Below are 23,951 nucleotides of genomic sequence, written 5' to 3' on the forward strand. Positions count from 1 at the left end.
GCCCTCCGGAATCAGCAGGTGGAATGGAACAAGCCGCCGACCGCGGTCGTCTCGGTCAGGGCGTTGTACCTCTCCACGGCCGCCTTCGTCTCTTCGATAAGGACCTCGACGCCCCTCTCCTGGAGGAGATCCAGCGTTTCAGGGCAGGTGAGCAACGCCAGATCCATCCCCCGGGACAACACGATCACCTTGCTGCCGTGCTCCAGCAACTCGGCCACGTCAGCGGGCTGAATACCCGGAGCATGCCGGGTTCCCGTCTCATTCCAGTCCCAGGGCCGCCCTCCACCGGGATAGAGCTTGAAGTCCTTGCCCTCCCCCAGGCCTTCCACTTCCATCCGGCCCCAGGAGATGTGTGTGATACGCGGAGACCGCTCCATGAGGCGGACACTAGCGCCCCAGGACTCGGGTGGCGGAGATCTCTCGGCAATTTTGCACCCCTGTCAGCCGATGCTTTCGTAATTGCCGCGCGTGCGCCGTCCGTTCCGACGTCGAGGCACCTACCGTCCTTGGCAGTGCGGCTCATAGGACGGGAAATGGACGAGGTTGCTGCCGCCTTGGAGCGGCGGGTGGGGCCTGGGAGTGTGCTGGTCGAGGACGTGGATCAGGTGCTGCGGGCTTGCCAGGACATGGCGGTGCGGTTCCGGCGGGGCGGCAAACTGATCGTGTTCGGTAGCGGTGGGGCCGTTACCGATGCCCAGCATGTGGCGGTGGAGTTCGTTCATCCGGTCATCGTCGGGAAGCAGGCGCTTCCGGCTGTCTCGTTGACCAACGATGTGGCGATCGTGACGGGTATCGCCGGTTCGACGGGGTTGGATGACATCTTCGCCGGTCAGCTAAGGTTGCTGGCTTCCCCGGAGGACATCGCCATGGGGTTCGGGCAGTGCGCCGGCGTGCTGCGCGGCCTGGCGGTGGCGAGGGAGTCGGGCCTGCTCACCGTGGGGCTTCGCGGCGAGCGGGATGTTCCGGCGGAGCCGGTGGATCACCTGCTGGTCGTGCGGTCCGACGATCCGCTGGTCGTCAAGGAGGTTCATATGACGATCTATCACCTGCTGTGGGAGCTGACGCATGTCTTCCTGGAGCAGCCGGAACCGGAGGGCGCCCGATGACCGAGCAGCCCGAGGTCTGCCTCACCTGCTCCGACCAGGCGGTGCCGGCGCGCGTGCTGCGGCTGCTGGGGGACGGCCTGGCCGAGGTCGAGACCGGGTGCGGGACGGAGGAGGTCAGCGTGGCCCTGGTGGACGCCCGGCCAGGTGACGTCGTGCTCGTACACGCCAAGGAGGCCATCGCGGTCACGGGGGCGCACTGCGATGACCAGTGACTTCGCCATGCTCTACCCCTTCCTGTACGGCACCGCCAACGGCGCGGACGTGCTCGCGCAGGCCCGCGCGTCCACCGAGGAGAAGATCGCCGAGATCGTCGCGCTGCGCCGGTCGATGGCCGCGCTGCACGGGGAAGGCCTGGCGGCCTGCGCCAAGGCGATGGCCGCGGCGTTCGGAGCGGGCGCGCGGCTGTTCGCGTTCGGCAACGGGGGCAGCAGCACGGACGCCCAGGATCTCGCGCAGACCTTCGCCCGTCCTCCGGCGGCCGGGCAGCCGGTTCCGGCGCTGGCGCTCGCGCAGGACGTGGCCGTGCTCACGGCGCTCTCCAACGACGTCGGCTACGACCTGGTGTTCGCCCGGCAACTGGCCGCGCTCGGCCGCCCGGGGGACATCGCGGTCGGGTTGTCGACCAGCGGCGGGTCGCCCAACGTGCTCAACGCCTTGGAGGAGGCACGCCGGCGAGGCATGATCACCGTCGGTCTGGTGGGCTATGACGGCGGCAAGATGGCGCGGGACGGGCGGGTTGAGCATCTGTTCGTGGTGCCGTCCGCGTCGGTGCACCGGATCCAGGAGGCACAGATCACGCTTTATCACGTGCTGTGGGAGCTGACGCAGCAGGCGCTGACGGAATGACCCACCCGGAGCGAATCCGGGTGCGGGTCCACGGGCTGGTCCAGGGGGTGGGGTTCCGCCCCTTCGTGTACGGCCTCGCGAGCGCGTACCACCTGGTGGGTTTCGTCGGCAACGACGCCGGGGGCGTGTTCATCGAGGCCGAGGGGCCGCGCCCGGCGCTGGACGGTTTCGTGTCGGACCTGCGGCGGCAGGCGCCACCCCTGGCCGTGGTGGCCGAGGTGGCCGTCGAGGTGAGGGAACCGATCGGGGAGACGGGGTTCCGTATCGTCGGCAGCGAGCCGGGAGCCGTCCGTGAGGTTCTGGTCGCCCCCGATACGGCGACCTGTGCCGAGTGCCTGGCCGAGGTCGCCGATCCCGGTTGCCGCCGTTACCGCCATCCGTTCACCAACTGCACGAACTGCGGGCCGCGTTTCACCATCGTCACCGGCGTTCCGTATGACCGGCACACCACGACGATGGGGGAGTTCGCGATGTGTGCCGACTGCGCGGCGGAGTACCACGATCCGGGAGACCGGCGGTTCCACGCGCAACCGGTCTGCTGCCCGGCCTGTGGGCCGGTGTTGCGCCTGGTGGGAGCCGATGGGGTGGCCCTGCCGGGGGATGCGATCACCACCGCGGCGGCCTGGCTGCGGGAAGGGCGCGTCCTGGCGGTGAAAGGGCTGGGCGGCTATCACCTGGCTGTACTCGCCGACGACGAACGGGCGGTGGCCAGGCTGCGGGGACGTAAACGCCGGGAGGACCGGCCGTTCGCCGTGATGGCGCCTGATCTGGCGGAGGCCAGGAAACTGGTCCACCTCGAACCGGCGGCGGAACGGCTGCTCACGAGCGTCCGCCGTCCCATCGTGCTGGCCGCCCGCCGTACCGACGCGGTACTGGCCGCGGGGGTGGCCCCGGGTAGCCGGGAGTTGGGGGTGATGTTGCCGTACACGCCGCTGCACCACCTGCTCGCCGATCAGCTGGCCCGGCCGTTCGTGTTGACCAGCGGCAATCTCTCGGACGAACCGGTCGTCTTCGAGGACGTGGACGCCAGGAAGCGGCTGTCGGGGGTCGCCGACGGGTTCCTGGTGCACGACCGGCGCATCCAGGTGCGCGCCGACGACTCGCTGGTGCGGGTCTTCCGTGGCAGGGAGCTGCCCATCCGCCGTTCCCGTGGGTACGTCCCGTCCCCGGTCACCGTGCCGTGGCCGTTCCCGAGGCCGGTGCTGGCCTGCGGGGCCGAGCTGAAGAACACCTTCTGCGTGGCCAAGGGGACGCGGGCGTTCCTGTCCCACCACATCGGCGACCTGGAGAACTACGAGACCCTGCGGTCGTTCACCGAGGGCATCGAGCACTTCTGCCGGCTCTTCGGCGTACGCCCGGCGGTGATCGCCCACGACCTGCATCCGGAGTACCTGTCCACGAAGTATGCCCGGGAACGGCAGGAAGACCTGGTGGCAGTCCAGCACCATCACGCCCACATCGCGGCCTGCCTGGCCGACAACGGGTACGACGGCCAGGTGATCGGTGTGGCCTTCGACGGCCTCGGCTACGGCGAGGACGGCACGCTGTGGGGCGGGGAACTGCTCGTCGCCGATCTCACGAGCTACCACCGGGCGGGTCATCTGGCGGCGGTACCCATGCCGGGCGGGACCGCGGCGATCCGCCAGCCCTGGCGCATGGCCGCCGCCTACCTGGACCAGATCTACGGGGACGCCGTGCCGGAACTGCCGGTCGTGCGGCGGAATCGCGATCGATGGGCGGCGGTGGTCACCCTTGCGCGAACCGGGATGAATTCCCCGCTCACCTCCAGCGCCGGCCGCCTGTTCGACGCCGTGGCAGCGGTCGCGGGTGTGCGCGACACCATCTCTTATGAAGGCCAGGCGGCGGCCGATCTGGAAGCACGGGTGGACCTCGGCGAATCGGGCGCCTACCCGGCACGGGTGGACGAGCTGATCATCGCGGGAAGCGATCTGGTCCAGGCCGCGGCCGAGGATGTGCTGAAGGGGGTCCCTGTCGGGCAGATCGCCGCGAGGTTCCACAACGGCTTGGCCGCCGCGGTCGTCCGCGCGGTACGAACGCTGAGCGAACGGACCGGCCTGACCACGATCGCGCTCTCTGGCGGCGTCTTCCAGAACGTCCTGCTGCTGGAACGCACGGTGTCCGGACTGGAACAGCACGGCCTGCGGGTGCTCGTGCACTCAAGGGTGCCGCCGGGGGATGGCGGCATCTCCCTTGGTCAGGCGGTGGTCGCCGCCGCCGTCAGCAGATCCGGGGCAGCGGATCCCCCACCAGCATGTCCACGATCCGGGTCCCCCCGAACGCGGTCCTGAGCAGCACCAGCCCGGCGGGATCCTCCTCCACCACGCCCACCACGGCGGCCCCCTCGCCGAGGGTGTGCCCGCGCAGCGCGTCCACGGCGGCGTCGGCGTACTCACCGTCCACCACGGCCACGAACCTGCCCTCGCAGGCGACGTACAGCGGATCCAGGCCGAGCAGCTCGCAGGCCCCGGTCACGACGGGACGCACCGGCACCGCCGCCTCGTCGACCACGACGGTCAGCCCGGCGGCCTGGGCGATCTCGTTGAGCACGGTCGCCACCCCGCCGCGCGTGGCGTCCCGCATCACCCGGACCGGCACGGCGTCCAGCAGCGTCGCCACCAGGTCGTGCACGGCCGCGGTGTCCGAGGCGAGGTCCGCCTCGATGTCCAGTTCGCCGCGGGCCACCATGACCGTGATCCCGTGTTCGCCGATCGGCCCGGAGACGATCACCACGTCGCCGGGCCGTACCGTCGGCTCGCCCAGCGTGATCTCCCGCTCCAGCACCCCGATCCCCGAGGTGGTCACGTAGCAGCCGTCGCCCTTGCCGCGCTGCACCACCTTGGTGTCCCCGGTCACCACCTGCACGCCCGCGAGCGCGGCCGCCTCCGCCATGGACTCGGCGATCCGGCGCAGCTCGGCGACGGGGAAGCCCTCCTCCAGGATGAACCCGGCCGACAGGTGGAGCGGGCGCGCCCCGCAGACCGCGAGATCGTTGACCGTCCCGTTCACCGCGAGGTCGCCGATGTTCCCGCCGGGGAAGAACAGCGGGTTCACCACGAAGGAGTCCGTGGTGAACACCACGCGCCCGCCCTTGACGTCGAGCACGGCGCCGTCGGCCAGCGGCTCGAGCGCGGGGTTGCGGAAGGCGTCCACGAAGACGGCCTCGACCAGCGCCCGGGTCGCCTTGCCGCCCGCGCCGTGGGCCAGCGTGATCCGCTCCTCCCTGACCTTGGGCCTGCGGCGGCGGGCGCGCTCGATCCGCGCCAGCACCTGCTCCTCCCGGGACGGATGCGCGGCCCCATTGACGGTCATGTACGGCTCGTCTCCTTGATCCGGCGCCGGGTGAACCGGCCGAAGTTGTAGTACGCGGCGCAGGCCCCCTCCGAGGAGACCATGCAGGTGCCGATCGGCGTCTCGGGCGTGCAGGCCGTACCGAAGACCTTGCACTCCCACGGTTTGAGCACGCCCTTGAGTACCTCCCCGCACTGGCACGCCTTGGGATCGGCCACCCGGACTCCGGGCACCTCGAAGATCCGTTCGGCGTCGAAGGCCGCGTACGCCTCCCGCATGCGCAGCGCCGAGTGCGAGATGAACCCCAGCCCCCGCCACTCGAAGTACGGCCGGGGCTCCATCACCTGGGAGATCACCTCAAGCGCCCGGCGGTTGCCGTCCCACGGCACCACCCGGGTGTACTGGTTCTCCACCTCGGCCCGGCCCTCGGCCAGCTGCCGGAGCAGCAGGTAGATCGACTGCAGCACGTCAAGCGGTTCGAAGCCCGCGCAGACCAGCGGCTTGCCGTACTCGCGGGCGATGAACTCGTACGGCCGGCATCCGATCACCGTGGACACGTGGCCGGGGCCGATGAAGCCGTCCAGCCGCTGGTCAGGCGAGTCCAGGATGGCCTTGATGGCCGGAATGATGGTCACGTGGTTGCAGAAGACGGAGAAGTTGGCGATGCCCTCGGCGGCGGCCCGCAGCACGGTCATCGCCGTGGACGGCGCCGTCGTCTCGAAGCCGATGCCCATGAAGACGACGGCACGGTCCGGATTCGTCCGCGCGATCTTCAACGCGTCCAGCGGCGAGTACACCATACGGATGTCCGCGCCGGCGGCCTTGGCGTCCAGGAACGAGCCCTGCCCGCCGGGCACCCGCATCATGTCCCCGAACGAGGTCATGATCACTTCGGGCCGGCGGGCGATGGCCATGGCGTCGTCGATCCGACCCATCGGGATCACGCACACCGGGCAGCCGGGGCCGTGCACCAGCGTCACGGCCTCCGGCAGATAGTCCTCCAGACCGTGCTTGTAGATGGTGTGCGTGTGGCCCCCGCACACCTCCATGAACGTGTAGGTGCGGCCCGGCTCACAGAGCTCCCGGATCTGGGAGGCCAGCATCCGGGCTTTGTCCGCGTCGCGGTATTCGTCGATGAACCGCATGTCGGCCTTTCAGGTGATGTCTGACTCTGCGAGCGCTTCGAGCTCGTCGGTGTAGGCCTGTCCAAGACCGGTCAGCAGGGCGAGCGTGGCCGCCGCCTCCGCTTCGTCGATCTTGGACATCGCGAAGCCCACGTGGACCAGCACCCAGTCGCCTGGGCGGACTTCCCCTTCGCCGAGCAGGCCGATGTTGATGGCCCGCCGGACGCCCACGACGTCCACCGTGGCCAGGTCGGCCGGTCCGGGGATGAGTTCGATGATCTCGCCGGGAATGCCCAGGCACATGGTCGTGTCACATTCTTTCGATCTTGATGTAGCGCTTGATCGCCGGCAGCTCCCGCCAGAACAGCGCGAGAAGCACCGCGCCGGCGAGCATGCCCAGCACCTTCTTGCGATGCCGCATGTTTCCTGTCACCTCCTTTCGCATCGGTCAGCCCGGGGGCAGGTTCGGCATGACGGACAGGATCGGGTTCTCCTTCTTGGGCCGCACGCCCGTGGAGCGGCGCGCGTCGGCGGTGCCGTCCTTGTGGTGCCCGCGCGGGAAGCGGGCGTGCCGCTCGTTGCCCATGCGTACGCCCTTGGTGTGTGAAGGGGTGTCGGGCGCCACGTCAGGCTTGCCCACTCGGATCTGTGCCATGTCGTCCTCCCTTGTCCTTGTCCAGTTCGGCGAAGAACGTGCTGAGCCGGGTCCAGAGCTCCTGGCCCCCGGACATGCCCTTCCATTCCGCCCGTACCAGGGCGACCAGCCGGTGGCAGTCGTCGATGGGCACCAGCCACCGTTCGTCCATGCCCCGGACCACGGCCACCAGGAACGCCTCCAGGCGTGGCCGCATCGCCCGAAGGGGCTCGTACTGGCCGGTCAGGCGCTCCCAGGTGGCGGGGTCCAGCTCCCATCGGGTGGGGCCCGCCGGGCTCGGATAGTGCGCGACAACCACGTCGTCCGGATTTTTCACGAAGTACGCCAGACCTACGGGAATACCCAGATCCTGGGGTGGGGGACCGGCCAGCCGTACCCGGCGGTCGGGCACCAGCTGGAATCGCCCCAGCCCGGCCCCGCCGCGCTCGAACAGCAGCTTGCACGCCCGGCAGGCGCAGAGCAGCTGCCCGTCCCGCTCGGAGAGCAGGTGGGAGTGCGCGTCCGCCAGCGGCGCGCCGCACAGCTCGCACGGCTCGGCCGCCCGCCGCCGGCGGGTCACCGTCCGGTTGATCACCCTTTCCAGCACCAGACGCTCCTCAGCTCGGGCGGCGCAGCAGCGCGTCGGCCGGGATGAACGCCTGCCCGGCCGTGGCGGGCTGCCCTGCCGCAATGCCGTGCAGCGCGAACAGGTGCGCCAGCAGCACGTCCCCCGCCAGAGCGGTGCGCAGCTCCGGCTCCGCACGGTCCACCATGCGGGCGAGCGCCTCGCCGTACACCTCGGTGAGCAGGGTCACCGCGTCCAGCGCGGTCTCGACGGGCGCCGCCTCCAGCTCCGCGAGCAGCTCGTCCAGCACCTCCAGCCGCCCGGCCACGTCCCGGTCGTCGAGGCGGGTCCGGTCAGACATTGCCTGCCCCCGCTCCGAACATCGGGGAGTGCAGCTTCTTCAGCGTGCGGCCCTTGCCGAGGTACATGTGCACCCCGCAGGGCAGGCACGGGTCGAAGCTGCGCACCGCGCGCATGATGTCCACGCCCTTGAAGTCGTCCGGGCCGTTCTCCTCGAAGATCGGCATGTCCTGCACCGCGTCCTCGTACGGCCCCGGCGTGCCGAACTCGTCACGCGGGCTGGCGTTCCACGGCGTGGGCGGGTACGGGTGGTAGTTGGCGATCTTGCCGTCCCTGATCACCAGGTGGTGCGAGAGCACCCCGCGCACCGCCTCGTGGAAGCCGCAGCCGATCGCCTCGTCCGGCACGTCGAAGTCCTGGAAGACCTTGGTGTCCCCGCCGCGTACCCGGGCCAGCGCCTGCTCGATGAAGTACACCGCCATGGCGGCGGCGTAGGCCGTGAAGTACACCCGGGCACGGTTGCGCTCGATCGCGTTGGACCACTGCGGGATGCGCCACTCCAGCGTGGTCTCCGGCAGGCTCTCCCCCTTCGGCAGCGAGATCCGCACCGCCGAGCCGGTCGCCTTGACGTACGGGGTGTCCACCACGCCGGCCAGCGCGGTGGTGTACAGCCGGGCGAACGGGCCGCCGCCGGTGTCCAGCGCCAGGTGCTCCCCGGTGCGCTGGTCCAGCCAGCGTGGGCTCATCACCCAGCTGTAGTTGCCGTTGAAGTCGCGCCGCTGCGGGGCGGGCAGGGTGGTCTGGTTCCAGGGGTGCCGGATGTCGATCGGGTTGCCGAGCGGGTCGTGGGTGACGAAGGGCTCCTCCTTCACCCAGTCGTCGTAGTAGGAGCTGCCCAGCAGGATGCGGATGCCCAGGTTGATGTCGACCAGGTTGGTGGTGATCAGCTTGCCGTCCACGACGACGCCCGGGGTGACGTACATCGCCTTGCCCCACTCGTTCATCGTCTCGTAGCGGTAGTCCACTACCTCGGGGTCCTGGAAGGCTCCCCAGCAGCCCAGCAGCACGCGGCGGCGGCCGACCTCCTCGTATCCGGGCAGGGCCTCGTAGAAGAAGTCGAAGACGTCGTCGTTGAGCGCGACGGCCTTCTTGAAGAAGTCCACGATGCCGAGCAGCCGGGACAGGTAGTCGGTGAACACCGTCGGCCCCGGCATCGTGCCGACCCCGCCAGGGTAGATGGTCGACGGGTGCACGTGCCTGCCCTCCATCAGGCAGAACATCTCCCTGGTGGTGCGGCTGACCTTCAGCGCCTCCTTGTAGATGTCGCCCTCGAAGGGGTTGAACGCCTCCATGATGTCGGCGATGGTGCGTTTGCCGTGGATGGCGGCGTTGGGCGCCTCGGTGTTCCTGGCCCGTTTGAGCAGGCCGGGGTTGGTGTCCCTGACCATCGCCTCGCAGAAGTCGACGAAGACGAGATTGTCCTGGAAGAGGGTGTGGTCGAACATGTACTCGGCGGCCTCGCCGAGATTGATGATCCAATCCGCCAGTTTGGGGCTCTTGATGCCGTACGCCATGTTCTGGGCGTACACCGAGCAGGTGGTGTGGTTGTCCCCGCAGATGCCGCAGATCCGGCTGGTGATGAATCCGGCGTCCCGCGGGTCCTTGCCCCTCATGAACACCGAATAGCCGCGGAACAGCGAGGACGTGCTGTGGCACTCCACGACCCGCCGGTTGGCGAAGTCGATCTTCGTGTAGATGCCGAGGTTGCCGATGATCCGGGTGATCGGATCCCACGACATCTCGACCAGGCGCGCGGCCTCCTCGACGCCTTCCTGCTCCTCTATGGCCATCCCCCGAACTCCTTCTCTCGCTGCGAGGACTGCGCTACGGACGCCAGCGCGGGTTGAAGCCGCTGGTCAGCGCCTCACGGTTGTGCCGCCACCGGGGCTCTCTGTTGGCCGTGTGGTTGGTGATGCCGCGTAGCCGCCGGATGATCACGCCGTACGGCTTGATGAGCATCGTGGAGAGGCTGCCGCCGGGCGGCATGTCCATGAAGGGCATGAACTTGTCGGGGAAGCCCGGCATGGTGCAGCCGATGCAGATGCCGCCCACGTTCGGGCAGCCGCCGAGCCCGCCCATCCAGCCGCGTTTGGGCACGTTGCAGTTGACGACCGGGCCCCAGCAGCCCACCCGCACCTGGCACTTGGGCGAGTTGTAGTCCTTGGCGAAGTCGCCCTGCTCGTAGTAGGAGCCCCGGTCGCAGCCCTCGTGCACGGTCTTGCCGAACAGCCACTGCGGGCGCAGCAGCTCGTCCAGCGGGGGCGGTGGCGCGGACCCGGCGGCGTGGTAGAGCACCCAGGTCAGGGTCTCCATGAAGTTGTCCGGCTGGACCGGGCAGCCGGGCACGTTGACGATCGGCAGGCCGCCGGTCGAGACGAAGTCCCAGCCCAGGTAGTCGGCCAGGCCCATGCACCCGGTCGGGTTGCCGGCCATGGCGTGGATGCCGCCGTACGTCGCGCAGGTGCCGATCGCCACCACCGCCCACGCCCGGGGGGCCAGCAGGTCGATCCAGGTGTTCAGCGTCATCGGCTGGCCGGTGGCCGGGTCGTTGCCGAACGAGGTCCAGTACCCGTCGCCGTTGATGTTCTCGTTGGGGATGGAGCCCTCCACCACGAAGATGAAGGGCTCCAGTGCGCCGCCGGCGGCGGCTCGGTACGGGGCGAGGAAGTCCTCGCCGCCGAGGCTGGGCGAGAGCACCTTGTTGTGCAGGTGGACCTTGGGCAGGCCGGGGATGAGGCCGTTGACCACGTCCTCGATCGCGGGCTGCTTGGCCGCGGTCACCGAGACGGTGTCACCGTCGCAGCTCATGCCCTCGGATATCCACAGGATGTGGATTTCGTCGAAACCGGTGGATGGGACGGTCATCGCGTACCTCCGTATTGCTCGGCCGGGGCATCGTCGAATCTGTCGCGCTCGTCGAAGGTGATCGACTCCACTTCGACCTCACCGCCGCCCGTCACCTCGATGTCCACACCGCCGCAGCGGGGACAGGCGACCAGCATCGTCGCGTCCGCGGCGCCGCCCCGGTTGCCGCAGTCCCGGCACCGGATGGACAGCTCGTCGGCGACGACCTCGACCTCGATCTCGGCGTCCTGGGCGGGTGTCCCGGCGGCGGCCACCCGGAAACCCTGGTCGATGAGGGCGGGATCGACCTCGTGCCCGCCCAGGTGCCCGCCCACGCGGACGCGGGCCGACCTCACGCGCCGGCCCTCGGCCCGGTTCAGGACCGCCTGGACGATCGCGTCGCACATCCCCATCTCATGCATCAGCACACTCCGCGTCGATTTGTTGGATCCCCTGCGCGGCGAAGTCCGCCGCCTCCCTGGCCAGCTCCGTCACCAGCCGGACCGCCTCACCGACGGCGGCGGCCACGGGAGCGGACAGGCCCATGACTTCGTCGATCACCCCGGGGTGGCAGCCCACGACCAGCACCCGCTCGACCTCGCCGCCCAGCGCGCGGAGCAGGTCGAGCACGGCCTGTGGATGCATGCCGTGCCCGTTCACCGGGGCGGGCCCCGGCAGGTCCTCGCCGTCGAGGCTCATGTCCACCTCGATCACGGCCAGGGTGCCCGGGGGGCCTTCGATCGGGACGGCGTCGACCATGATCAAGGTGTGGTGGCGGCCCTCGAGCAGCTCGTACGCCAGGTGCACGCCGCGGATGCCGTAATCGGCGACATCGACGGTAGGGGGGAGGGTGCTTCTGTCCATTCTTCTGGCGACTTCGACACCGAAACCGTCATCGCCCAGGAAGACGTTGCCGATCCCCGCCACAAGCACCCGTTTCATTCCTGGTCCCCTTCGGTCTCGTCGTTCCCGGGCAGGGGTTCCACCTCGTCCGGTGCGAAGTAGCGGAATCGTCCGTACCACTGGTTCAGGTCGGCTCCCGGGTCGTCCTCCAAGGTCACGGCCAGGTGGTAGGCGCCGTCGACGTCGAGCAGCACCGCCTCGACCCGGGCCGTCCTGCCGTCGAGGAACATGTCCTGGGGGTCGCTGCCCCGTAGCCGGGGGCGGAGCCGTACCCTGCTGCCCCGGCGCAGCGGCTTCCCGCTGACCACGATGCTGTTGTGCTCTGGAGCGACGGCCGCGTCCGCCTCGGGACTCCACCACGCCGGTGCGGTCAGCGTGGCTGGTTGCACCGTGCGTGCGACGCCGTGCAGGCGGGTGAGCACCTCCGGCGGCATCGTCTCGACTCGGTCGAGGATCGCGGCGGCACGCTGGTCGGTCGCCCGGGCCTCCCGTTTCTCGGCGTCGGTGAGGGTCAGCGTGCGCAGGGACAGGATCTCGTCGATCTCGGCCGCGTCGTGCAGGTCGCCCGGGCTCTCCGGAGCTACCTGCGGGTGGTCGTAGAGCAGGATCGGGGAGGAGAGCACCACCTCACCCGCCAGTACCGGGAAGGTGCGCACGTTCGAGCAGTCGCGGGCGGCCGCCTCCGCCCAGTCGGGCGGCTCCAGGAGCGAGACGAAGCAGCCGTCCGGTACGGCCAGCAGCAGGTGGGACGCGATCAGCGCGTGCCGTAGCGCCTCGTCCCGCGTCGTGTCGGCTTGCTTACCTAGGTTTTCGACTCGTACGCGAAGTCTGACCAGAGACGGGGCATCACAGATGACCGCCGAAATGACGAGGGAGGCTTTCAGCGGCCACCCTTTCCGTCGAATCCGGCCTTCCGTGAACGACTCCATCTCCTCGGAGCCGGCGATCTGTATGTCGAATCGGCGTTCCCCTTCGAGGAGTTCGCCAATGGAGACCTGGAAATCGAATTCCTTGGGGACCGCCTCATCGAAGCCCAGCAGCATCCGGTCGCCCGCCTCGACCTGGTCGACCTCGCGGTGGGTTCCGTCAGGGAGGCGTTTCTCCACCGTCCGGCGGCGGAGCCGCAGGAACCGGAGACGGCAGTGGACCGTGGCGTCCGTCCCGGCCTTGACCAGGCATTCGGTCTGCTGCCACCACGACTCGGCCGAGCCCGCCACACCCGTGCCCACCAGTTCGTCCAGCCTCTGCGCCTTCGCCCAAGGCTCCGGCAGCAGGACCCCGAACTGCCACCGAACCCGGTTCTTGACCGAGGAACGGCGGTACGGATACAGCAGATAGCCCTCGTACAGAATCGCATCGGCGACCGCCTGGGCAGCCGGAAATCCGGGGACCGCGTCGATCCTTTTCGCGGCCACGCTCGCCCCTTTCTTCCGCTCCTGTACAGGCTTAGGTGATACCTGTCCATAGGCCGCTATACGCCAGGTGCCTGCGCAAGAGAGCGCAAAAAAAGGATTCGGGAGACGGCCGATCTGGACGGCTGCAAACATCCCCAATGGCCATGCGTCACCATGAAAGGTGTGACGCCGAAGGGCCTCCTACGGACCCTGCCGGCCTGGCCGCCTTCGTCATCGCCCGCCCGACCGACGAGGAGGCCACGACCGAACACCAACGGCTACTGGAACTGTCCACCCTCGACGACCGGTCCGCGCTGGCCGCCGGGGTGGACCCAAAGGCCGCCATGTTCAAGGTCAACCAGAACGTCCCCCGGGTGGGCACCAACGGCGGCACCGCCGCCGGCCTGGTCGGCTCCTACGACACCGTCGCCCGGCGGCTCAGGGCCTTCGCCGACGCCGGGGTGGAGCTGTTCATGCTCCAGTTCCAGCCGCTGGAGGCCGAACTAGACCGTTTCGCCACCGAAGTCCTGCCCAGAGTCCGGCTCCTGGAGCCCGTACGCGGCTGAAGGCCGAATCACACCACGAAGAGGAACAGCATGACCATCTCCCCGCCGGCCCCCACCGACGTCACCCGCCTCTGGTACACCCGCTGCCCCGTCCCCACCGCCTCCAGCATCGCGATCAGCCGGGGCCTGCTCGCCGCCGAGTTCGCCCCCGACGGCATCGAGGTCTCCTCGCTGCTCGAATCGGCGGACTCCGCCGTACGGGAGTCGCACTTCGACCACACCAGGGCCGACTCCTTCCGGCAGGGCGGCAACATCCCGCCCATCTGGTCCCGGTCCAAAGGCCGTGACCTCCGGCTGATCGGCCTGTCCTGGGCGGAGCAATACCAGGCGATCCTCGCCCTGCCCGAGTCCGGCATCACCGGCCCCGAGGACCTGCGCGGCCGGCGGCTCGCGCTGCCGCACCGGGTCAACGACCAGATCGACTTCACCAGGGCGACCGCGCTGCGCGGCTACCACACCGCGCTGGCGCTCGCCGGACTGGCCGAGGACGAGGTGAAGTTCGTCGACATCGCCGTGCCGGAGACGTTCCTGGGCCAGGCGGGATCCCCCACCGGGTCGCTCTTCGGCGCGCGCAACCAGCGCACCCTGAACCGCGCCGAGATCATCGCCCTGCTCCGCGGCGAGGTGGACGCCGTCTACCTGTCCGGCTCGCGCGGCGCCGACTTCGAGGCGTTCCTCGGTGCGGTACGGGTGGTGGACATCGCGGCACTGCCGGACCGCGCGCAGCGCGTCAACAACATCACCCCCGCCACGCTCACGGTCAGCGGCGGCCTGCTCGACCAGCGCCCCGACCTGGTCGCCCGGTACGTGGCCAGCACGCTGCGCGCCGCCCGCTGGGCCGAGGAACACGCCGACGAGACGCGGCGCATCATCGCCGCCGAGGTCGGCTCGGCCGAGGAGTGGGTGGACCACGGCCACCCCCTGGACCTGCACTCCCGGCTCACCCCGTCCCTCGACGAGGACCTGATCGCCGCGGTCGAGTCCCAGAAGGACTTCCTGCTCAGGAACGGGTTCATCACCACCGACTTCGACGTGCGGGAGTGGATCGACCCCGAGCCGCTGCGCCGCGCCCAAGAACTGATCGAAAACGACTGAGGTTCCACCATGTCTTCCCGAGTTCTCCGCAGACCCCTGATCACCCTCCTGACCGCCGTCCTGCTCGCCTCGGTCGCCGCCTGCGGAGGCGGGTCCGGTGCCGCGGACGCGCCCGCCAAGGCCGACCTGTCCAAAGGACTCGACCCGGCCAACCCGATCACCGTGACCGTCGGCGTGCCCCGCAACTTCGGGTACCTCAGCACCCTGTGGGCGCGTGACACGCAGGTGCCCGGCGTGCGCATCGAGTACAAGTACTTCCCGGTCTTCTCCGACATGCTGGCCGCGCTCAACGCCGGCCAGATCGACCTCACCGAAGTGGGCGACGTCGGCGCGATCAGCTCGTACGCCAACGGCGGCCAGGTGGTGGCCGTGGCGACCACCGAGCCGAACCCGCACAACCCCTCCTGGTGCCCAAGGACAGCCCGGCCAAGTCGTTCGCCGACCTGAAGGGCAAGAAGATCATCTTCTTGAAGACCACCAACACCTACACCCAGTTCCTCAAGCAGGTGGCGGAGGCGGGTCTGAAGGAATCCGACTTCACGATCGTCCAGATCGCCGGGCCCGACGCCAACAAGGCCTTCGAAACCGACCAGGTCGACGCGTACTACACCATCGACCCCAACATGGCCGACGTCCAGAACCGCAGCGGCGCCCGGCTGCTGCTCGACGGCGAGGGCTACCAGAACAACTACTACGTCTACACCGCCACCAAGAAGGCCGTGGCCGAGAAGGCCGCCGCCATCGGCGCCGTCATCGGCGAGGTCGCCAAGACCATCCCCTGGATCCACGCCAACCCCGACGAACAGGCCAGACTGCTCTCTCCCAAACTCGGCTTCTCCGAAGCCGCCATCAAGACCGGCTACGCCCGCGGCTCGACCAAGCTCATCCCGCAGGACGCCGAGTTCCTCAAGCAGGAACAGTCCCAGGTCCCCACCTTCGTCAAGGCCGGCCTCCTCCCACGCGAGGTCGACCTCACCCCTCTGTTCATCCCCGACTTCAACGCCTTCATCAACCCAACCTGAGCGCCTCGCCCCGGCCGGTACGACCGGCCGGGGCGCACTTCTACCTATATTCAGCAGTCATGCGAATTGACCTGGTCACCATCGTCGTTGACGACTACGACGCGGCAATCGAATTCTTCGTCGACGCTCTCGGCTTCGATCTGGCTGAGGACTCACCGTCGTTGACGAACGACGGTCGTCCCAAACGGTGGGTTGTCGTCCGGCCGCCTGGTGCCGAAACGGGCATCCTGCTCGCTCGTGCGGACGGGGAGCATCAATCCACCGTCGTCGGGAACCAGGTCGCCGGGCGGGTGGGGTTCTTCCTCCAGGTGGGCGACTTCGACGCCGCCCACAGACGAATGGTGGCTGCCGGTGTTGAGTTCGTGACCTCACCGCGTACGGAGCCGTACGGGCAGGTCGCCGTGTTCCTGGACATTGCCGGCAACCGCTGGGACCTGCTTGGACCGGCCTGAGCAATAAATCAAGCACTTGCTTGACAAGGATGCTGGGACTATCGTCGCGACGGAAGGTAGGCACGCGCGACACCTGGGCCTGTCGCGCGGTTCGCACGAGCGCTCGTGAGGGGGCCATATGACGTCCGACGCCCTTGTCCAGCGGCTCGCGGAGCTTGAGGCGGTCCGGGACATCGAGGCTCTCGCCGCCCGCTACCACTCGCTCTGCGACGGCGGATGGTCGGGCCCCAGCCACGAGGACCTCGACGGACTCGTCGCCCTGTGGGTACCCGACGGCGTCTACAGCATCAACGCCGCGAGGCCGCCATGTCAGGGCCATGAGGAGATCCGAGCCCAGTTCTTGCGCCTCCGGACGTCCATGCCCTGGATCTTCCACACGTTCATGAACACCGAGATCCAGGTCCACGGCGACACCGCCGACGGACGGTTCAAGGGAGTCGCCTACTACCGCCGTGACGCCGGCAGCCACATCGTGATCGGCACCTACGTCGGCCGCTTCCGCAGGACACCGGAAGGCTGGCGCTTCGTGTCCTGGATCGCCGACCTGGCGCATGGATCGGTGCTCTCTCCCGAGGAGGGAAACGCATGACGCTGCCCGTGGGCACCTGGGGAGTCTGGTCTTCAGGCCTCCGGCTGCGCGGAGAGGCCGACGCGGTCACGGCAGCCGCCGCGTTCGAGGACGCCGGCTGCTCGGCCCTGTGGCTGACCGGTGGGCTCGGGAACCCTTTCCCACGGGTGACGGCCCTTCTCCGCGCGACGCGGACGGTCACTGTCGCGACCGGGATACTCAGCATCTGGGAGATGTCCGCGACCGCGGTGGTGTCCGAACTGGCGCGCCTCGCACCGGAGCACCGGGCCCGCTTCCTGCTCGGCCTGGGCGTCAGCCACTCTTCGCTCGTAGATCGCGACCACCAGGGCCGGTACGCCCGGCCGCTCTCCCGAATGCGCGAGTTTCTCGACGAGCTCGACGCCTCAGACGCCGAGGCCGTCGGCGCGGGCCGCGATTCCCGAGTCCTCGCCGCCCTGGGCCCCCGGATGCTCGACCTGGCGTCGGAGCGGGCCGCCGGCGCCCACCCGTACCTCACCACGCCCGAGCACACCGAGACAGCCAGGAAGACACTGGGTGACCAGGCATTTCTCGCGCCCACGCAGATGGCCCTGTTGGAGCCCGACCCTGTCCAGGCACGCGAGACCGCCCGAAACTATCTGCGCGTGTACCTGCGCCAAGCCAACTACGTACAGAACTGGGAGCGGCTCGGCTTCACCCCCGACGCCGCCGCCGACGGCGGCTCGGACCGCCTGGTCGACGCCCTCGTGGCCTGGGGTGACCCCCAACAGGTGGCCGCGCGAATCCGTTCGCATGTGGAAGCGGGCGCCGACCACGTCTGCATCCAGATCCTCGACCGTGAAGCACGCTGGAACGACCATCCCCTGCCCGTCGAGGACCTGAGGGTCCTGCTCAAGGCTCTGGGGTGATCACTACTACGGCAGCGATGTGCCCTGCACGGCCTGAATGTCCAGCTCCACCCTCAGCGTCGCGCCGATGAGGTTGAGCGTCTACTCGGCGTGCACGAGCCACAGGTCGCGGTCGTCGTCCCGGCCGTTGATGATCACGGTGTCGGCGACGGGCGGGTATCCGGTGGCGATGAGGGTGTACTGGCCACCGGCCAGGTCGGCGAAGGCGTACGCGCCGTCCGTACCTGTGGTCGTGGTGCCGATCACGTTCCCGGCCGCGTCCAGCAACGTCACCCGCGCGTCGTTCAGCGGGACGCCGTCGCGCACGCGTACGATCCCCCGGATCTGGACGCCGGGCCGCAACTCGACGTCCTGCCTGGTCTGGCCGGTGCCGTTGACCTCGACCGGAACAGCGGCAGGGCGGTAGGAGGCCGCACTGACCGCGAGCGTGTAGTCGCCCGAGACCACCCCGGAGAAGCTGTAGGAGCCCTCCGCGTCGGTGCTGCCCGAGGTGACGACCTCGCCGCGGACGTCGGTCAGCACGATCACCGCCCTGGGCACCCGCCTGCCCTCCAGGTCGCGTACGACGCCGGTCAGCTTGTTCGAGCTTGTGAGGATCAGGTGGAAGTCGACCGGCTGGTCTCCCACCACAAGGGTGGCCACCTGCGGATCACGATGAGCGGCCGAGGTGATCAGGACATAGGTGCCGGTGCCCGGCGTCCATACGCTGTACGCGCCGTCGGCCCGGGTCAGGGCCCGGCCGAGCTGGTGGCCGCGCACGTCGATCAGCGTCAGCGTGGCCTGCTCGACCGGCTGGCCGTCGTCGCCGGTGACGATGCCACGGATCTCGACACCGCTCTCCGGCTCCGCCCACGTGGCGCTCACCGGCTCGGACACGGGCTCGGCGTGGGCGGTCACCTGCGACGTGACCGCAGCGTTCCTGTGGGGAAGAAAGGCGGCGAGAACGAAGGCGAGGAGGGCGGCGCCGCAGCCGATGGCCATGACGACGCGGAAGCCGTCCTCGGAGGGGAGAGCGACCGGGCCGAACCTGGTGGTCATCTGAGCCAGGACGACACCCGCCGCAGCGCTGGCGATGGCGGTGCCGACGGCCCGCATGAGGGTGTTGATGCTGTTCGCGGCGGCCGTCTCGGACACCGGCACGGCGCTCATGACGAGGGCGGGCATGGAGGCGTAAGAGAATCCGATGCCGGCTCCGATGACGCAGGAAACCAGCACGAGGTGCCAGACCTCGGACATCAGCACGATGTTGAGGCCGTAACCCGCGGCCACGATGACGGCGCCGATCATCAAGGTCACCTTGGGCCCCTTGGCCGCGGACAGGCGAGCCGACAAGGGCGCCAGGACCATCATCACCAGGCCGAACGGCGCCATGACCAGGCCCACGGTCAGCATCGACTGCCCCAGGCCGTAGCCGGTGGCGGCGGGCAGCTGCAGCAGTTGCGGCAACACCAGGGACATCGCGAACATCGAGAAGCCCAGCATGCCGGAGGCAAGGTTGGTGACCAGCACCTGACGCCGTGCGGTGGTGCGCAGGTCCACCATCGGCTCCCTGGTGTGCAGCTCCCACCAGCCCCACAGCAGCAGCACAACAACAGCTGCGGCGAACAGGCCAACGGTGAGATGGTCGCTCCAACCCCAGTCGGCGCCCTTGGAAATCGCCAACAGCAGGCACACCAGCGCGACCGACAGCCCAGCAGCCCCGACCAGGTCGAACCGCCCACCACTGCACATCGCCGATTTGGGCACGAGCGCCAGCACCAGCACGGTGGCCACGACGCCAAGACCCCCCGAGGTCCAGAACAGCACGTGCCAGTCGGCGTTCTCAGCGATGAGGGCGGCACCCGGCAGACCCAGGGCACCGCCCACGCCGAGCGAGGCGCTCATCAGCGCGATCGCGGAACCGAGCCTGCCCGCAGGCAGTTCGTCGCGCATGATGCTGATCCCGAGCGGAATGACACCGGCCGCCAGTCCCTGCAGAGCCCGACCGACAACCATCGGGGCCAGCGAGTCACTGAGAGCACACGTGACAGACCCGACAACCAGCAGAACCAGACTGGTCAGGAGCATGCGCCGCTTGCCGTACATGTCTCCCAGCCGCCCCATCACCGGCGTGGCAACCGAGCCCGCGAGCAGCGTGGCCGTGATCGCCCAAGTGGCGTCGCCGGCCGCGGCTCCCAGAAGCTTGGGAAACTCGGGAATCAGCGGAATCACCAGCGTCTGCATCACCGCCACCACAATCCCGGCAAAGGCGAGCACCAACACAAAAGCACTCGACCGCGACGGGCCGTCCACCTGATCAGCGCGGGAGGAGAAATTGGCCATGCGAATCTCAATACAGGGTCTGAGCAGGCAAAGAACGAGGTTCCCGTGAACCAGCCGCTTGCCTAAAGAGATCCGGGTGGATTTATGACCACACCAAGAGCTCACGCCGCGAAGGAGGTCCCGCACTACCCGCCCGAAGGGGAAGCGTGCCCTTCGCGATTACCCTGGACCCGGAGTTCCCCTGCCGGAGGTCTTGCCTGGAGTCCAGCCTCTGACAGGATGGTGCCATGTCGATCACACGAAAGGGCTATGGCGCGTAGACGCCCGGCGCAGATCCGCGCCGATGTTCCGCGCCACAGGCAGGCAACCAGCGCTCGGGCCGAGGTCATCCCCGGCTTGTCCCAAGCGAGGTTGTATCGCAGTCGCTCGCCTGGAGCGCAAGCGCTACTGGACGGGTGCAGCAGCAGAAGCATTGCGCATCTGGTCGTTGTTCTTACAGGACCCATGGAATCGCCGCTTCGATCCAGCGGGGTCGTGCGGACTGATGCTCTGCTGTCCAGATCCCCTTGAGCTTTACGAGCTATTGGACGCCGTCGTCCATGTCCTCCCGAGGAAGGACGCGCGTGTGCTCCGCAAGGAGATCGGCGAACCCGACGATCACTGGCAACCGTCCCTCCTGACCCGAACACGGTGAACCAACCGCAACGGGCGTGGCAATCGATCAGCGACGGAGGCCACCTCCGGCGAGAAGGTCCCCCGCGTTCTGGGCGGGTGCGGCCAACGCCGCGCCCTCCCAGAAGGTGAAGGGAGCGCCCGGTGCCCTGCGTACGACGTCCGGCCATCGCCCCTACGTTGCGGGCCTACTTGCTGGCGCGGGAGATGATCTCGCGCAGGAGCTTTGCCTGGTCCGAGTTTCCCATCGCCTCGAGTTGGTTCTTGGCTTCCTTTGCGAGCTTGGCGGCGATCGGTTTGAACTCCCAGGCGGGTAGGACGATTGCCGCGTTGCACAGTCCGGCGAGTTCCGTGGGATCGGCGGTGATGTGCTGGGGCTTGAGGTTCGCGAAGACGGCGGTGGCGAGGTGGCGCTGGGTGTCGATGGTGACGCCCTCCATCGAACTGCCGATGGTGCGGAGGGCTTCGGATATCAGCGCGGGCTTTCTCTGGGCGTTCTGGAAGCCGAACAGGAGGTACGAGGCGCGGATGTTGTTCTGGTACTGCGCGGCGGTGGGATCGCTCGCGGCGGTCGGCACCGCGTTCAGGTGCTGGATCACCGTTTCCGGCGCCAGCTGGCCGAGGTCGATCGGGGGGTCGGCCTTGTCGCCGTTGGGGAACAGGCCGCTGGACAGGTGGCCGAAAGCGTAGAAGTTCTCGACCATCTTCTCCTTCGGCTCGTGGCCGGTGTTGATCCGCACGTAGTAGTTCTCTGTGTCCGCCTTCGGCCACGGTCCCGGGATTCCGCCGACGTACGACGTGCGCAGGAACGAGAAGCTGTCGCGCTGATCGACTCCGGCGAGGCGGCCGAAGATGCCACCGACCTTCCCGGTGGGCGTCGAGCGCAGGAGTAGGGGGATGCCGTCCACGTATTTGGAGCCCTGGGCATAGCCCAAGCCAGGGTCCGCTTGGATCGGCCAGCAGAACTCGTCCACGAATTTGGCGTTCTCGGAGGCGTGGTCGATCAGCGCCAATTCGTCACGATGCCCGTGCTTGAGCATGTGGATGATGAGCTGCCCCTCGTCGTGCGCGGCGAGGTCGAGGTCGAACTCCTGCAGCAGCGCCTCGGCACGCGACCACGCCGAATCGAGGTTGCCCCTCTTCGACAGCATCGTCAGATCACCGGCGGCCACCTTGCCGGTGCCGAACGAGGCGTACTTCTGGAAGCTCTTGCACAGGAAGACTTCGAGGCTGCCGTCGGCGATGAGGTCTTTCAGGCCGTCGAGCACGGCGTCCAGCTGGGTCGGGTCATCGGTCGACTTGGCCGCCATCTGGATGGTGGTGTCGAGGATCAGCGCGAACGGCGGGTCACCCTTTTTGCGTGACTTCAGGGCGTCCCGCACGTCCTTCACCAGGTTCTCCGTCGATGGCGCGACGAAGGGTGAGCTCGGGTTCAGCGCCGCGACCAGGACGTCCTCGCGCGGTTGCACCGTCTTGCCCTTCTTGAGGCTGTCCAGCAGCATCCCCGTCTCGAAGTAGTCGATCTCTTCGGTTTTACGCGAGACCTTGTCCTGGTCGCGTGCGGACAGGGCGATGTACAGCGCCGTGCTGAGCGAGTCCATGCCACTCGACATGAGGTGGCTTTCGAGTTGGATCTGGTTCTGGGTGACCAGCGGCTTTATTTTCGGCGCCCGCTCCAGCGTGATGTCCCGCATCGTGGCCCAGTAGTCGGCGGTGTGGTAGTTCTTGGCGGCGGCGACCACGAGGCCGATTTCGTCCATCATGAGGTCGGCCGCACGCATCGCCGCGGAGGGGTTTCGCTCGTTCGCCACGATGATCTCGACGAGCCGGTCCATCGAGTTCAGGGCGCTGGCGGTGAGTGCGTCGAACCGGTCCGGGCCGTTTTCGTCGGTCAGGCCCAGGACGAGGTGTTCGACCATGGCGCACACCGTGGCCAGCTGGCCCTCGCTTCTGGCCATCTCCTGCAGACGGGAGAACTTGCTGGAGGTCATGAGCGCGATGAGGTCGGCCCGCGTGTCCACCTTGACGTTCGTCGGTGGCTCTTGCTTGCCCAGGTCCATGAGCTCGTAGAGCTGGTACGCCGAGGGAGCCGCGCCCAGTTCATGCATGATGGAGTCCCAGTTGATGTCGCTTCGCAGGAGTTGCCGGACGCCTTTCAGCACGCTGACGCCCGTCGTTCCCTCCAGAGGCACGATCGTGAGCTGGTCGGTCACGTCCTTGCCCAGCATCATCTCCAGCCGCTTCTTGACGCGGGGGCTGTTCACCAGCAGGTCGCCGTCTTCGATCTTGACCTTCGTCCGCAGCATCTTCATGAAATCGGGCAAGGTCTTGGCGAAGGTTGAGCGCCAGTAGGTGGACGTCAGTTCGTTCTGGGCTGACAGGCCCTTGTCGTTGCGCTGTGTCGGTGCCGTACGGAAGCCGATCTGGCTGACGAGGTGCTCCTGGGTCGTGTCCTTCAGCGCCGTCAGACCCGAGTCGTCACGGCGCAGCTGCGAGTACGTCGTCTTGTTGCCCAGGTCGTCGACGAGCTTCACCGCCATCTTCAGTTGGGCCATCGACGACGCGTCACTCTGCTCGTCGATGTGCTGCTCCATGGCGGCCAGGTCGACCATGTGCTTGTCCGCGGTGTACAGATCCAGTGCGTCGAGCGTCAGCGGTTCGGCGAACTTCGAGGTCGTCGGGAGCTTCGGTTTCGTGAGGTCCTTCGGCCGCGCGAGGTCGAGATAGTGAACCGGGTTCTTGCTCTGCTCCGTCGTCGGAGCCTTCGGCGTCCCGATCGTCGGAGCCTTCGGCGTCTCGACCGGATGCTTGAGGCGGGTGGCAGCGGTCACCTTCAGGAAGTCGCGGGCGTGGTCGCCCATGAGCTCGGCCACGATGAGCCGGGACATCTCGCTGCGCTCCTCGGGCGAGCGCTCGGCCAGTTGGTCGGCGATGAGCTTCATGGGCGCCTTCGCGGCGGTGGAGCGCATGCTCTGCAGCTCGCCGGCGACCGTCTTGGCGGTGGCCACGTCGGGCTTGAAGACGAACGTCTGCCAGCCCTTGGGTAAGGACGCCGAGGAGACGGACACGTCGTGCTTGGTCACGGACAACGGCACCGTGCTCGTCCCGTCGAGCCCTGGACGCCGTTTCGTGGTCGTCGGCCGCTTGATCTTGCTGCTATTGCTGCTTCCGCCTCTGTTCTTCTTCATGATCTCCCAGCCAATCCCTCGCTGACGACCGATCGTCCACCTTTGGACACAGCTTGAGCAAATGTCTCTGTAGTCATATTCATGAAGCCATATATAGGTTTGTATCACTCTAGGTGGACCGCTCCAACAGGCT

At 68.2% G+C, this 23,951-nt stretch carries 26 protein-coding genes and 1 pseudogene; 11 read left to right on the plus strand and 16 right to left on the minus strand.

Translation table 11 applies throughout. The annotated features are described in order from the left end of the window. Nucleotides 1-11: 11 nt before the first annotated feature. On the minus strand, nt 12-377 hold the full coding sequence (locus KIP79_RS27700; RefSeq protein WP_256447495.1) for an Mth938-like domain-containing protein: 366 nt from the start codon (nt 375-377) through the stop codon (nt 12-14). 156 nt (nt 378-533) lie between these two features. Here KIP79_RS27700 and KIP79_RS27705 point away from each other — a divergent pair, with 156 nt between their 5' ends. From KIP79_RS27705 to hypF, 4 genes are read left to right on the plus strand one after another with little or no spacing between them, the layout of a single operon-like run. Continuing rightward, nucleotides 534-1,106, plus strand: coding sequence for a D-sedoheptulose-7-phosphate isomerase (locus KIP79_RS27705; protein WP_214107866.1), 573 nt, complete (start codon nt 534-536; stop codon nt 1,104-1,106). Continuing rightward, nucleotides 1,103-1,318: a HypC/HybG/HupF family hydrogenase formation chaperone gene (locus KIP79_RS27710; RefSeq protein ID WP_214107867.1), complete on the plus strand. Its 216-nt coding sequence runs from the start codon at nt 1,103-1,105 to the stop codon at nt 1,316-1,318. The genes KIP79_RS27705 and KIP79_RS27710 overlap by 4 nt, the downstream gene beginning before the upstream one ends. Then, entirely contained in the window at nt 1,308-1,952 is a 645-nt protein-coding gene (locus KIP79_RS27715; protein ID WP_214107868.1) for a D-sedoheptulose-7-phosphate isomerase, read from the plus strand. The genes KIP79_RS27710 and KIP79_RS27715 overlap by 11 nt, the downstream gene beginning before the upstream one ends. Further along, a complete protein-coding gene (hypF, locus tag KIP79_RS27720; protein ID WP_214107869.1) occupies nt 1,949-4,261 on the plus strand; it encodes a carbamoyltransferase HypF in 2,313 nt (770 codons plus the stop codon). The genes KIP79_RS27715 and hypF overlap by 4 nt, the downstream gene beginning before the upstream one ends. On the opposite strand, the gene hypE is transcribed toward hypF, so the two are convergent. From hypE to KIP79_RS27775, 12 genes are read right to left on the minus strand one after another with little or no spacing between them, the layout of a single operon-like run. Further along, nucleotides 4,191-5,282 carry a hydrogenase expression/formation protein HypE gene (hypE, locus tag KIP79_RS27725; RefSeq protein ID WP_214107870.1) on the minus strand — a complete coding sequence of 364 codons (1,092 nt, stop codon included), beginning with the start codon at nt 5,280-5,282 and terminating at the stop codon, nt 4,191-4,193. The genes hypF and hypE overlap by 71 nt on opposite strands. Next, entirely contained in the window at nt 5,279-6,406 is a 1,128-nt protein-coding gene (hypD, locus tag KIP79_RS27730) for a hydrogenase formation protein HypD (protein ID WP_214107871.1), read from the minus strand. The genes hypE and hypD overlap by 4 nt, the downstream gene beginning before the upstream one ends. A gap of 9 nt (nt 6,407-6,415) precedes the next feature. Beyond that, nucleotides 6,416-6,688 (minus strand): HypC/HybG/HupF family hydrogenase formation chaperone, encoded by a 273-nt coding sequence (locus KIP79_RS27735; RefSeq protein WP_214107872.1) that lies wholly within the window; start codon nt 6,686-6,688, stop codon nt 6,416-6,418. 7 nt (nt 6,689-6,695) lie between these two features. Continuing rightward, nucleotides 6,696-6,818 (minus strand): DUF6893 family small protein, encoded by a 123-nt coding sequence (locus tag KIP79_RS48600; protein ID WP_256447496.1) that lies wholly within the window; start codon nt 6,816-6,818, stop codon nt 6,696-6,698. A gap of 15 nt (nt 6,819-6,833) precedes the next feature. Next, nucleotides 6,834-7,040: a hypothetical protein gene (locus tag KIP79_RS27740; RefSeq protein WP_214107873.1), complete on the minus strand. Its 207-nt coding sequence runs from the start codon at nt 7,038-7,040 to the stop codon at nt 6,834-6,836. Beyond that, nucleotides 7,012-7,626 (minus strand): DUF5947 family protein, encoded by a 615-nt coding sequence (locus tag KIP79_RS27745; RefSeq protein WP_214107874.1) that lies wholly within the window; start codon nt 7,624-7,626, stop codon nt 7,012-7,014. Before KIP79_RS27745 ends, KIP79_RS27740 begins: the two co-directional genes overlap by 29 nt. A 10-nt stretch (nt 7,627-7,636) precedes the next feature. Beyond that, on the minus strand, nt 7,637-7,945 hold the full coding sequence (locus KIP79_RS27750) for a NifU-related iron-sulfur-binding protein (RefSeq protein ID WP_214107875.1): 309 nt from the start codon (nt 7,943-7,945) through the stop codon (nt 7,637-7,639). Beyond that, nucleotides 7,938-9,734, minus strand: a complete 1,797-nt coding sequence (locus KIP79_RS27755) for a nickel-dependent hydrogenase large subunit (protein ID WP_214107876.1) — start codon at nt 9,732-9,734, stop codon at nt 7,938-7,940. Before KIP79_RS27755 ends, KIP79_RS27750 begins: the two co-directional genes overlap by 8 nt. A gap of 34 nt (nt 9,735-9,768) precedes the next feature. After that, nucleotides 9,769-10,809, minus strand: coding sequence for an NADH-quinone oxidoreductase subunit B family protein (locus KIP79_RS27760; protein ID WP_214107877.1), 1,041 nt, complete (start codon nt 10,807-10,809; stop codon nt 9,769-9,771). Further along, the gene (locus tag KIP79_RS27765) at nt 10,806-11,210 is read right to left on the minus strand and encodes a hydrogenase maturation nickel metallochaperone HypA/HybF (RefSeq protein ID WP_250213937.1); all 405 of its coding nucleotides are present in this window, start codon (nt 11,208-11,210) and stop codon (nt 10,806-10,808) included. Before KIP79_RS27765 ends, KIP79_RS27760 begins: the two co-directional genes overlap by 4 nt. Next, nucleotides 11,203-11,730, minus strand: a complete 528-nt coding sequence (locus tag KIP79_RS27770; protein ID WP_214107878.1) for a hydrogenase maturation protease — start codon at nt 11,728-11,730, stop codon at nt 11,203-11,205. Before KIP79_RS27770 ends, KIP79_RS27765 begins: the two co-directional genes overlap by 8 nt. Beyond that, on the minus strand, nt 11,727-13,106 hold the full coding sequence (locus tag KIP79_RS27775) for a hypothetical protein (protein WP_214107879.1): 1,380 nt from the start codon (nt 13,104-13,106) through the stop codon (nt 11,727-11,729). The genes KIP79_RS27770 and KIP79_RS27775 overlap by 4 nt, the downstream gene beginning before the upstream one ends. Nucleotides 13,107-13,249: 143 nt before the next feature. On the opposite strand from KIP79_RS27775, the gene KIP79_RS27780 reads away from it, so the two are divergent. From KIP79_RS27780 to KIP79_RS27810, 7 genes are all read left to right on the plus strand, one after another. Continuing rightward, a complete protein-coding gene (locus tag KIP79_RS27780; RefSeq protein WP_250213938.1) occupies nt 13,250-13,651 on the plus strand; it encodes a hypothetical protein in 402 nt (133 codons plus the stop codon). Nucleotides 13,652-13,681: 30 nt separating this feature from the next. Then, on the plus strand, nt 13,682-14,746 hold the full coding sequence (locus KIP79_RS27785) for an ABC transporter substrate-binding protein (RefSeq protein WP_214107881.1): 1,065 nt from the start codon (nt 13,682-13,684) through the stop codon (nt 14,744-14,746). Nucleotides 14,747-14,755: 9 nt separating this feature from the next. Continuing rightward, nucleotides 14,756-15,193 (plus strand): hypothetical protein, encoded by a 438-nt coding sequence (locus KIP79_RS27790; RefSeq protein ID WP_214107882.1) that lies wholly within the window; start codon nt 14,756-14,758, stop codon nt 15,191-15,193. Further along, nucleotides 15,154-15,768: an ABC transporter substrate-binding protein gene (locus tag KIP79_RS27795; RefSeq protein WP_214107883.1), complete on the plus strand. Its 615-nt coding sequence runs from the start codon at nt 15,154-15,156 to the stop codon at nt 15,766-15,768. Before KIP79_RS27790 ends, KIP79_RS27795 begins: the two co-directional genes overlap by 40 nt. A 59-nt stretch (nt 15,769-15,827) precedes the next feature. Beyond that, nucleotides 15,828-16,220, plus strand: coding sequence for a VOC family protein (locus KIP79_RS27800; RefSeq protein ID WP_214107884.1), 393 nt, complete (start codon nt 15,828-15,830; stop codon nt 16,218-16,220). Nucleotides 16,221-16,338: 118 nt separating this feature from the next. Next, complete coding sequence (locus KIP79_RS27805) at nt 16,339-16,809, plus strand: nuclear transport factor 2 family protein (RefSeq protein WP_214107885.1); 471 nt, start codon at nt 16,339-16,341, stop codon at nt 16,807-16,809. Further along, complete coding sequence (locus KIP79_RS27810; protein ID WP_214107886.1) at nt 16,806-17,696, plus strand: TIGR03620 family F420-dependent LLM class oxidoreductase; 891 nt, start codon at nt 16,806-16,808, stop codon at nt 17,694-17,696. Before KIP79_RS27805 ends, KIP79_RS27810 begins: the two co-directional genes overlap by 4 nt. Nucleotides 17,697-17,777: 81 nt before the next feature. On the opposite strand, the gene KIP79_RS49675 is transcribed toward KIP79_RS27810, so the two are convergent. From KIP79_RS49675 to KIP79_RS27820, 3 genes and pseudogenes are all read right to left on the minus strand, one after another. After that, nucleotides 17,778-18,593 (minus strand): MSCRAMM family protein, encoded by an 816-nt coding sequence (locus KIP79_RS49675; protein ID WP_308169924.1) that lies wholly within the window; start codon nt 18,591-18,593, stop codon nt 17,778-17,780. Continuing rightward, nucleotides 18,570-20,018 (minus strand): annotated as a pseudogene (locus KIP79_RS47435) (MFS transporter); the annotation flags it as partial. The pseudogene KIP79_RS47435 and the gene KIP79_RS49675, both read right to left, overlap by 24 nt. An 800-nt stretch (nt 20,019-20,818) precedes the next feature. Then, nucleotides 20,819-23,926, minus strand: coding sequence for a hypothetical protein (locus KIP79_RS27820; protein ID WP_214107888.1), 3,108 nt, complete (start codon nt 23,924-23,926; stop codon nt 20,819-20,821). Nucleotides 23,927-23,951: the final 25 nt, after the last annotated feature.

The sequence above is a fragment of the Acrocarpospora catenulata genome, from assembly GCF_018476525.1.
Classification (GTDB): domain Bacteria; phylum Actinomycetota; class Actinomycetes; order Streptosporangiales; family Streptosporangiaceae; genus Acrocarpospora; species Acrocarpospora catenulata.

Bases quoted from the DNA above. Each gene is read 5' to 3' on its own strand.
- KIP79_RS27785 (WP_214107881.1), top strand. From the start codon at position 13,682: ATGACCATCTCCCCGCCGGCCCCCACCGACGTCACCCGCCTCTGGTAC.
- KIP79_RS27715 (WP_214107868.1), top strand. From the start codon at position 1,308: ATGACCAGTGACTTCGCCATGCTCTACCCCTTCCTGTACGGCACCGCC.
- KIP79_RS27770 (WP_214107878.1), bottom strand. From the start codon at position 11,730: ATGAAACGGGTGCTTGTGGCGGGGATCGGCAACGTCTTCCTGGGCGAT.
- hypE (WP_214107870.1), bottom strand. From the start codon at position 5,282: ATGACCGTCAATGGGGCCGCGCATCCGTCCCGGGAGGAGCAGGTGCTG.
- hypD (WP_214107871.1), bottom strand. From the start codon at position 6,406: ATGCGGTTCATCGACGAATACCGCGACGCGGACAAAGCCCGGATGCTG.
- KIP79_RS27765 (WP_250213937.1), bottom strand. From the start codon at position 11,210: ATGCATGAGATGGGGATGTGCGACGCGATCGTCCAGGCGGTCCTGAAC.
- KIP79_RS27710 (WP_214107867.1), top strand. From the start codon at position 1,103: ATGACCGAGCAGCCCGAGGTCTGCCTCACCTGCTCCGACCAGGCGGTG.
- KIP79_RS27755 (WP_214107876.1), bottom strand. From the start codon at position 9,734: ATGGCCATAGAGGAGCAGGAAGGCGTCGAGGAGGCCGCGCGCCTGGTC.
- KIP79_RS27705 (WP_214107866.1), top strand. From the start codon at position 534: ATGGACGAGGTTGCTGCCGCCTTGGAGCGGCGGGTGGGGCCTGGGAGT.
- KIP79_RS27810 (WP_214107886.1), top strand. From the start codon at position 16,806: ATGACGCTGCCCGTGGGCACCTGGGGAGTCTGGTCTTCAGGCCTCCGG.
- KIP79_RS27700 (WP_256447495.1), bottom strand. From the start codon at position 377: ATGGAGCGGTCTCCGCGTATCACACACATCTCCTGGGGCCGGATGGAA.
- KIP79_RS27735 (WP_214107872.1), bottom strand. From the start codon at position 6,688: ATGTGCCTGGGCATTCCCGGCGAGATCATCGAACTCATCCCCGGACCG.
- hypF (WP_214107869.1), top strand. From the start codon at position 1,949: ATGACCCACCCGGAGCGAATCCGGGTGCGGGTCCACGGGCTGGTCCAG.
- KIP79_RS27805 (WP_214107885.1), top strand. From the start codon at position 16,339: ATGACGTCCGACGCCCTTGTCCAGCGGCTCGCGGAGCTTGAGGCGGTC.
- KIP79_RS27790 (WP_214107882.1), top strand. From the start codon at position 14,756: ATGTCTTCCCGAGTTCTCCGCAGACCCCTGATCACCCTCCTGACCGCC.
- KIP79_RS27780 (WP_250213938.1), top strand. From the start codon at position 13,250: ATGCGTCACCATGAAAGGTGTGACGCCGAAGGGCCTCCTACGGACCCT.
- KIP79_RS27740 (WP_214107873.1), bottom strand. From the start codon at position 7,040: ATGGCACAGATCCGAGTGGGCAAGCCTGACGTGGCGCCCGACACCCCT.
- KIP79_RS27750 (WP_214107875.1), bottom strand. From the start codon at position 7,945: ATGTCTGACCGGACCCGCCTCGACGACCGGGACGTGGCCGGGCGGCTG.
- KIP79_RS27760 (WP_214107877.1), bottom strand. From the start codon at position 10,809: ATGACCGTCCCATCCACCGGTTTCGACGAAATCCACATCCTGTGGATA.
- KIP79_RS27800 (WP_214107884.1), top strand. From the start codon at position 15,828: ATGCGAATTGACCTGGTCACCATCGTCGTTGACGACTACGACGCGGCA.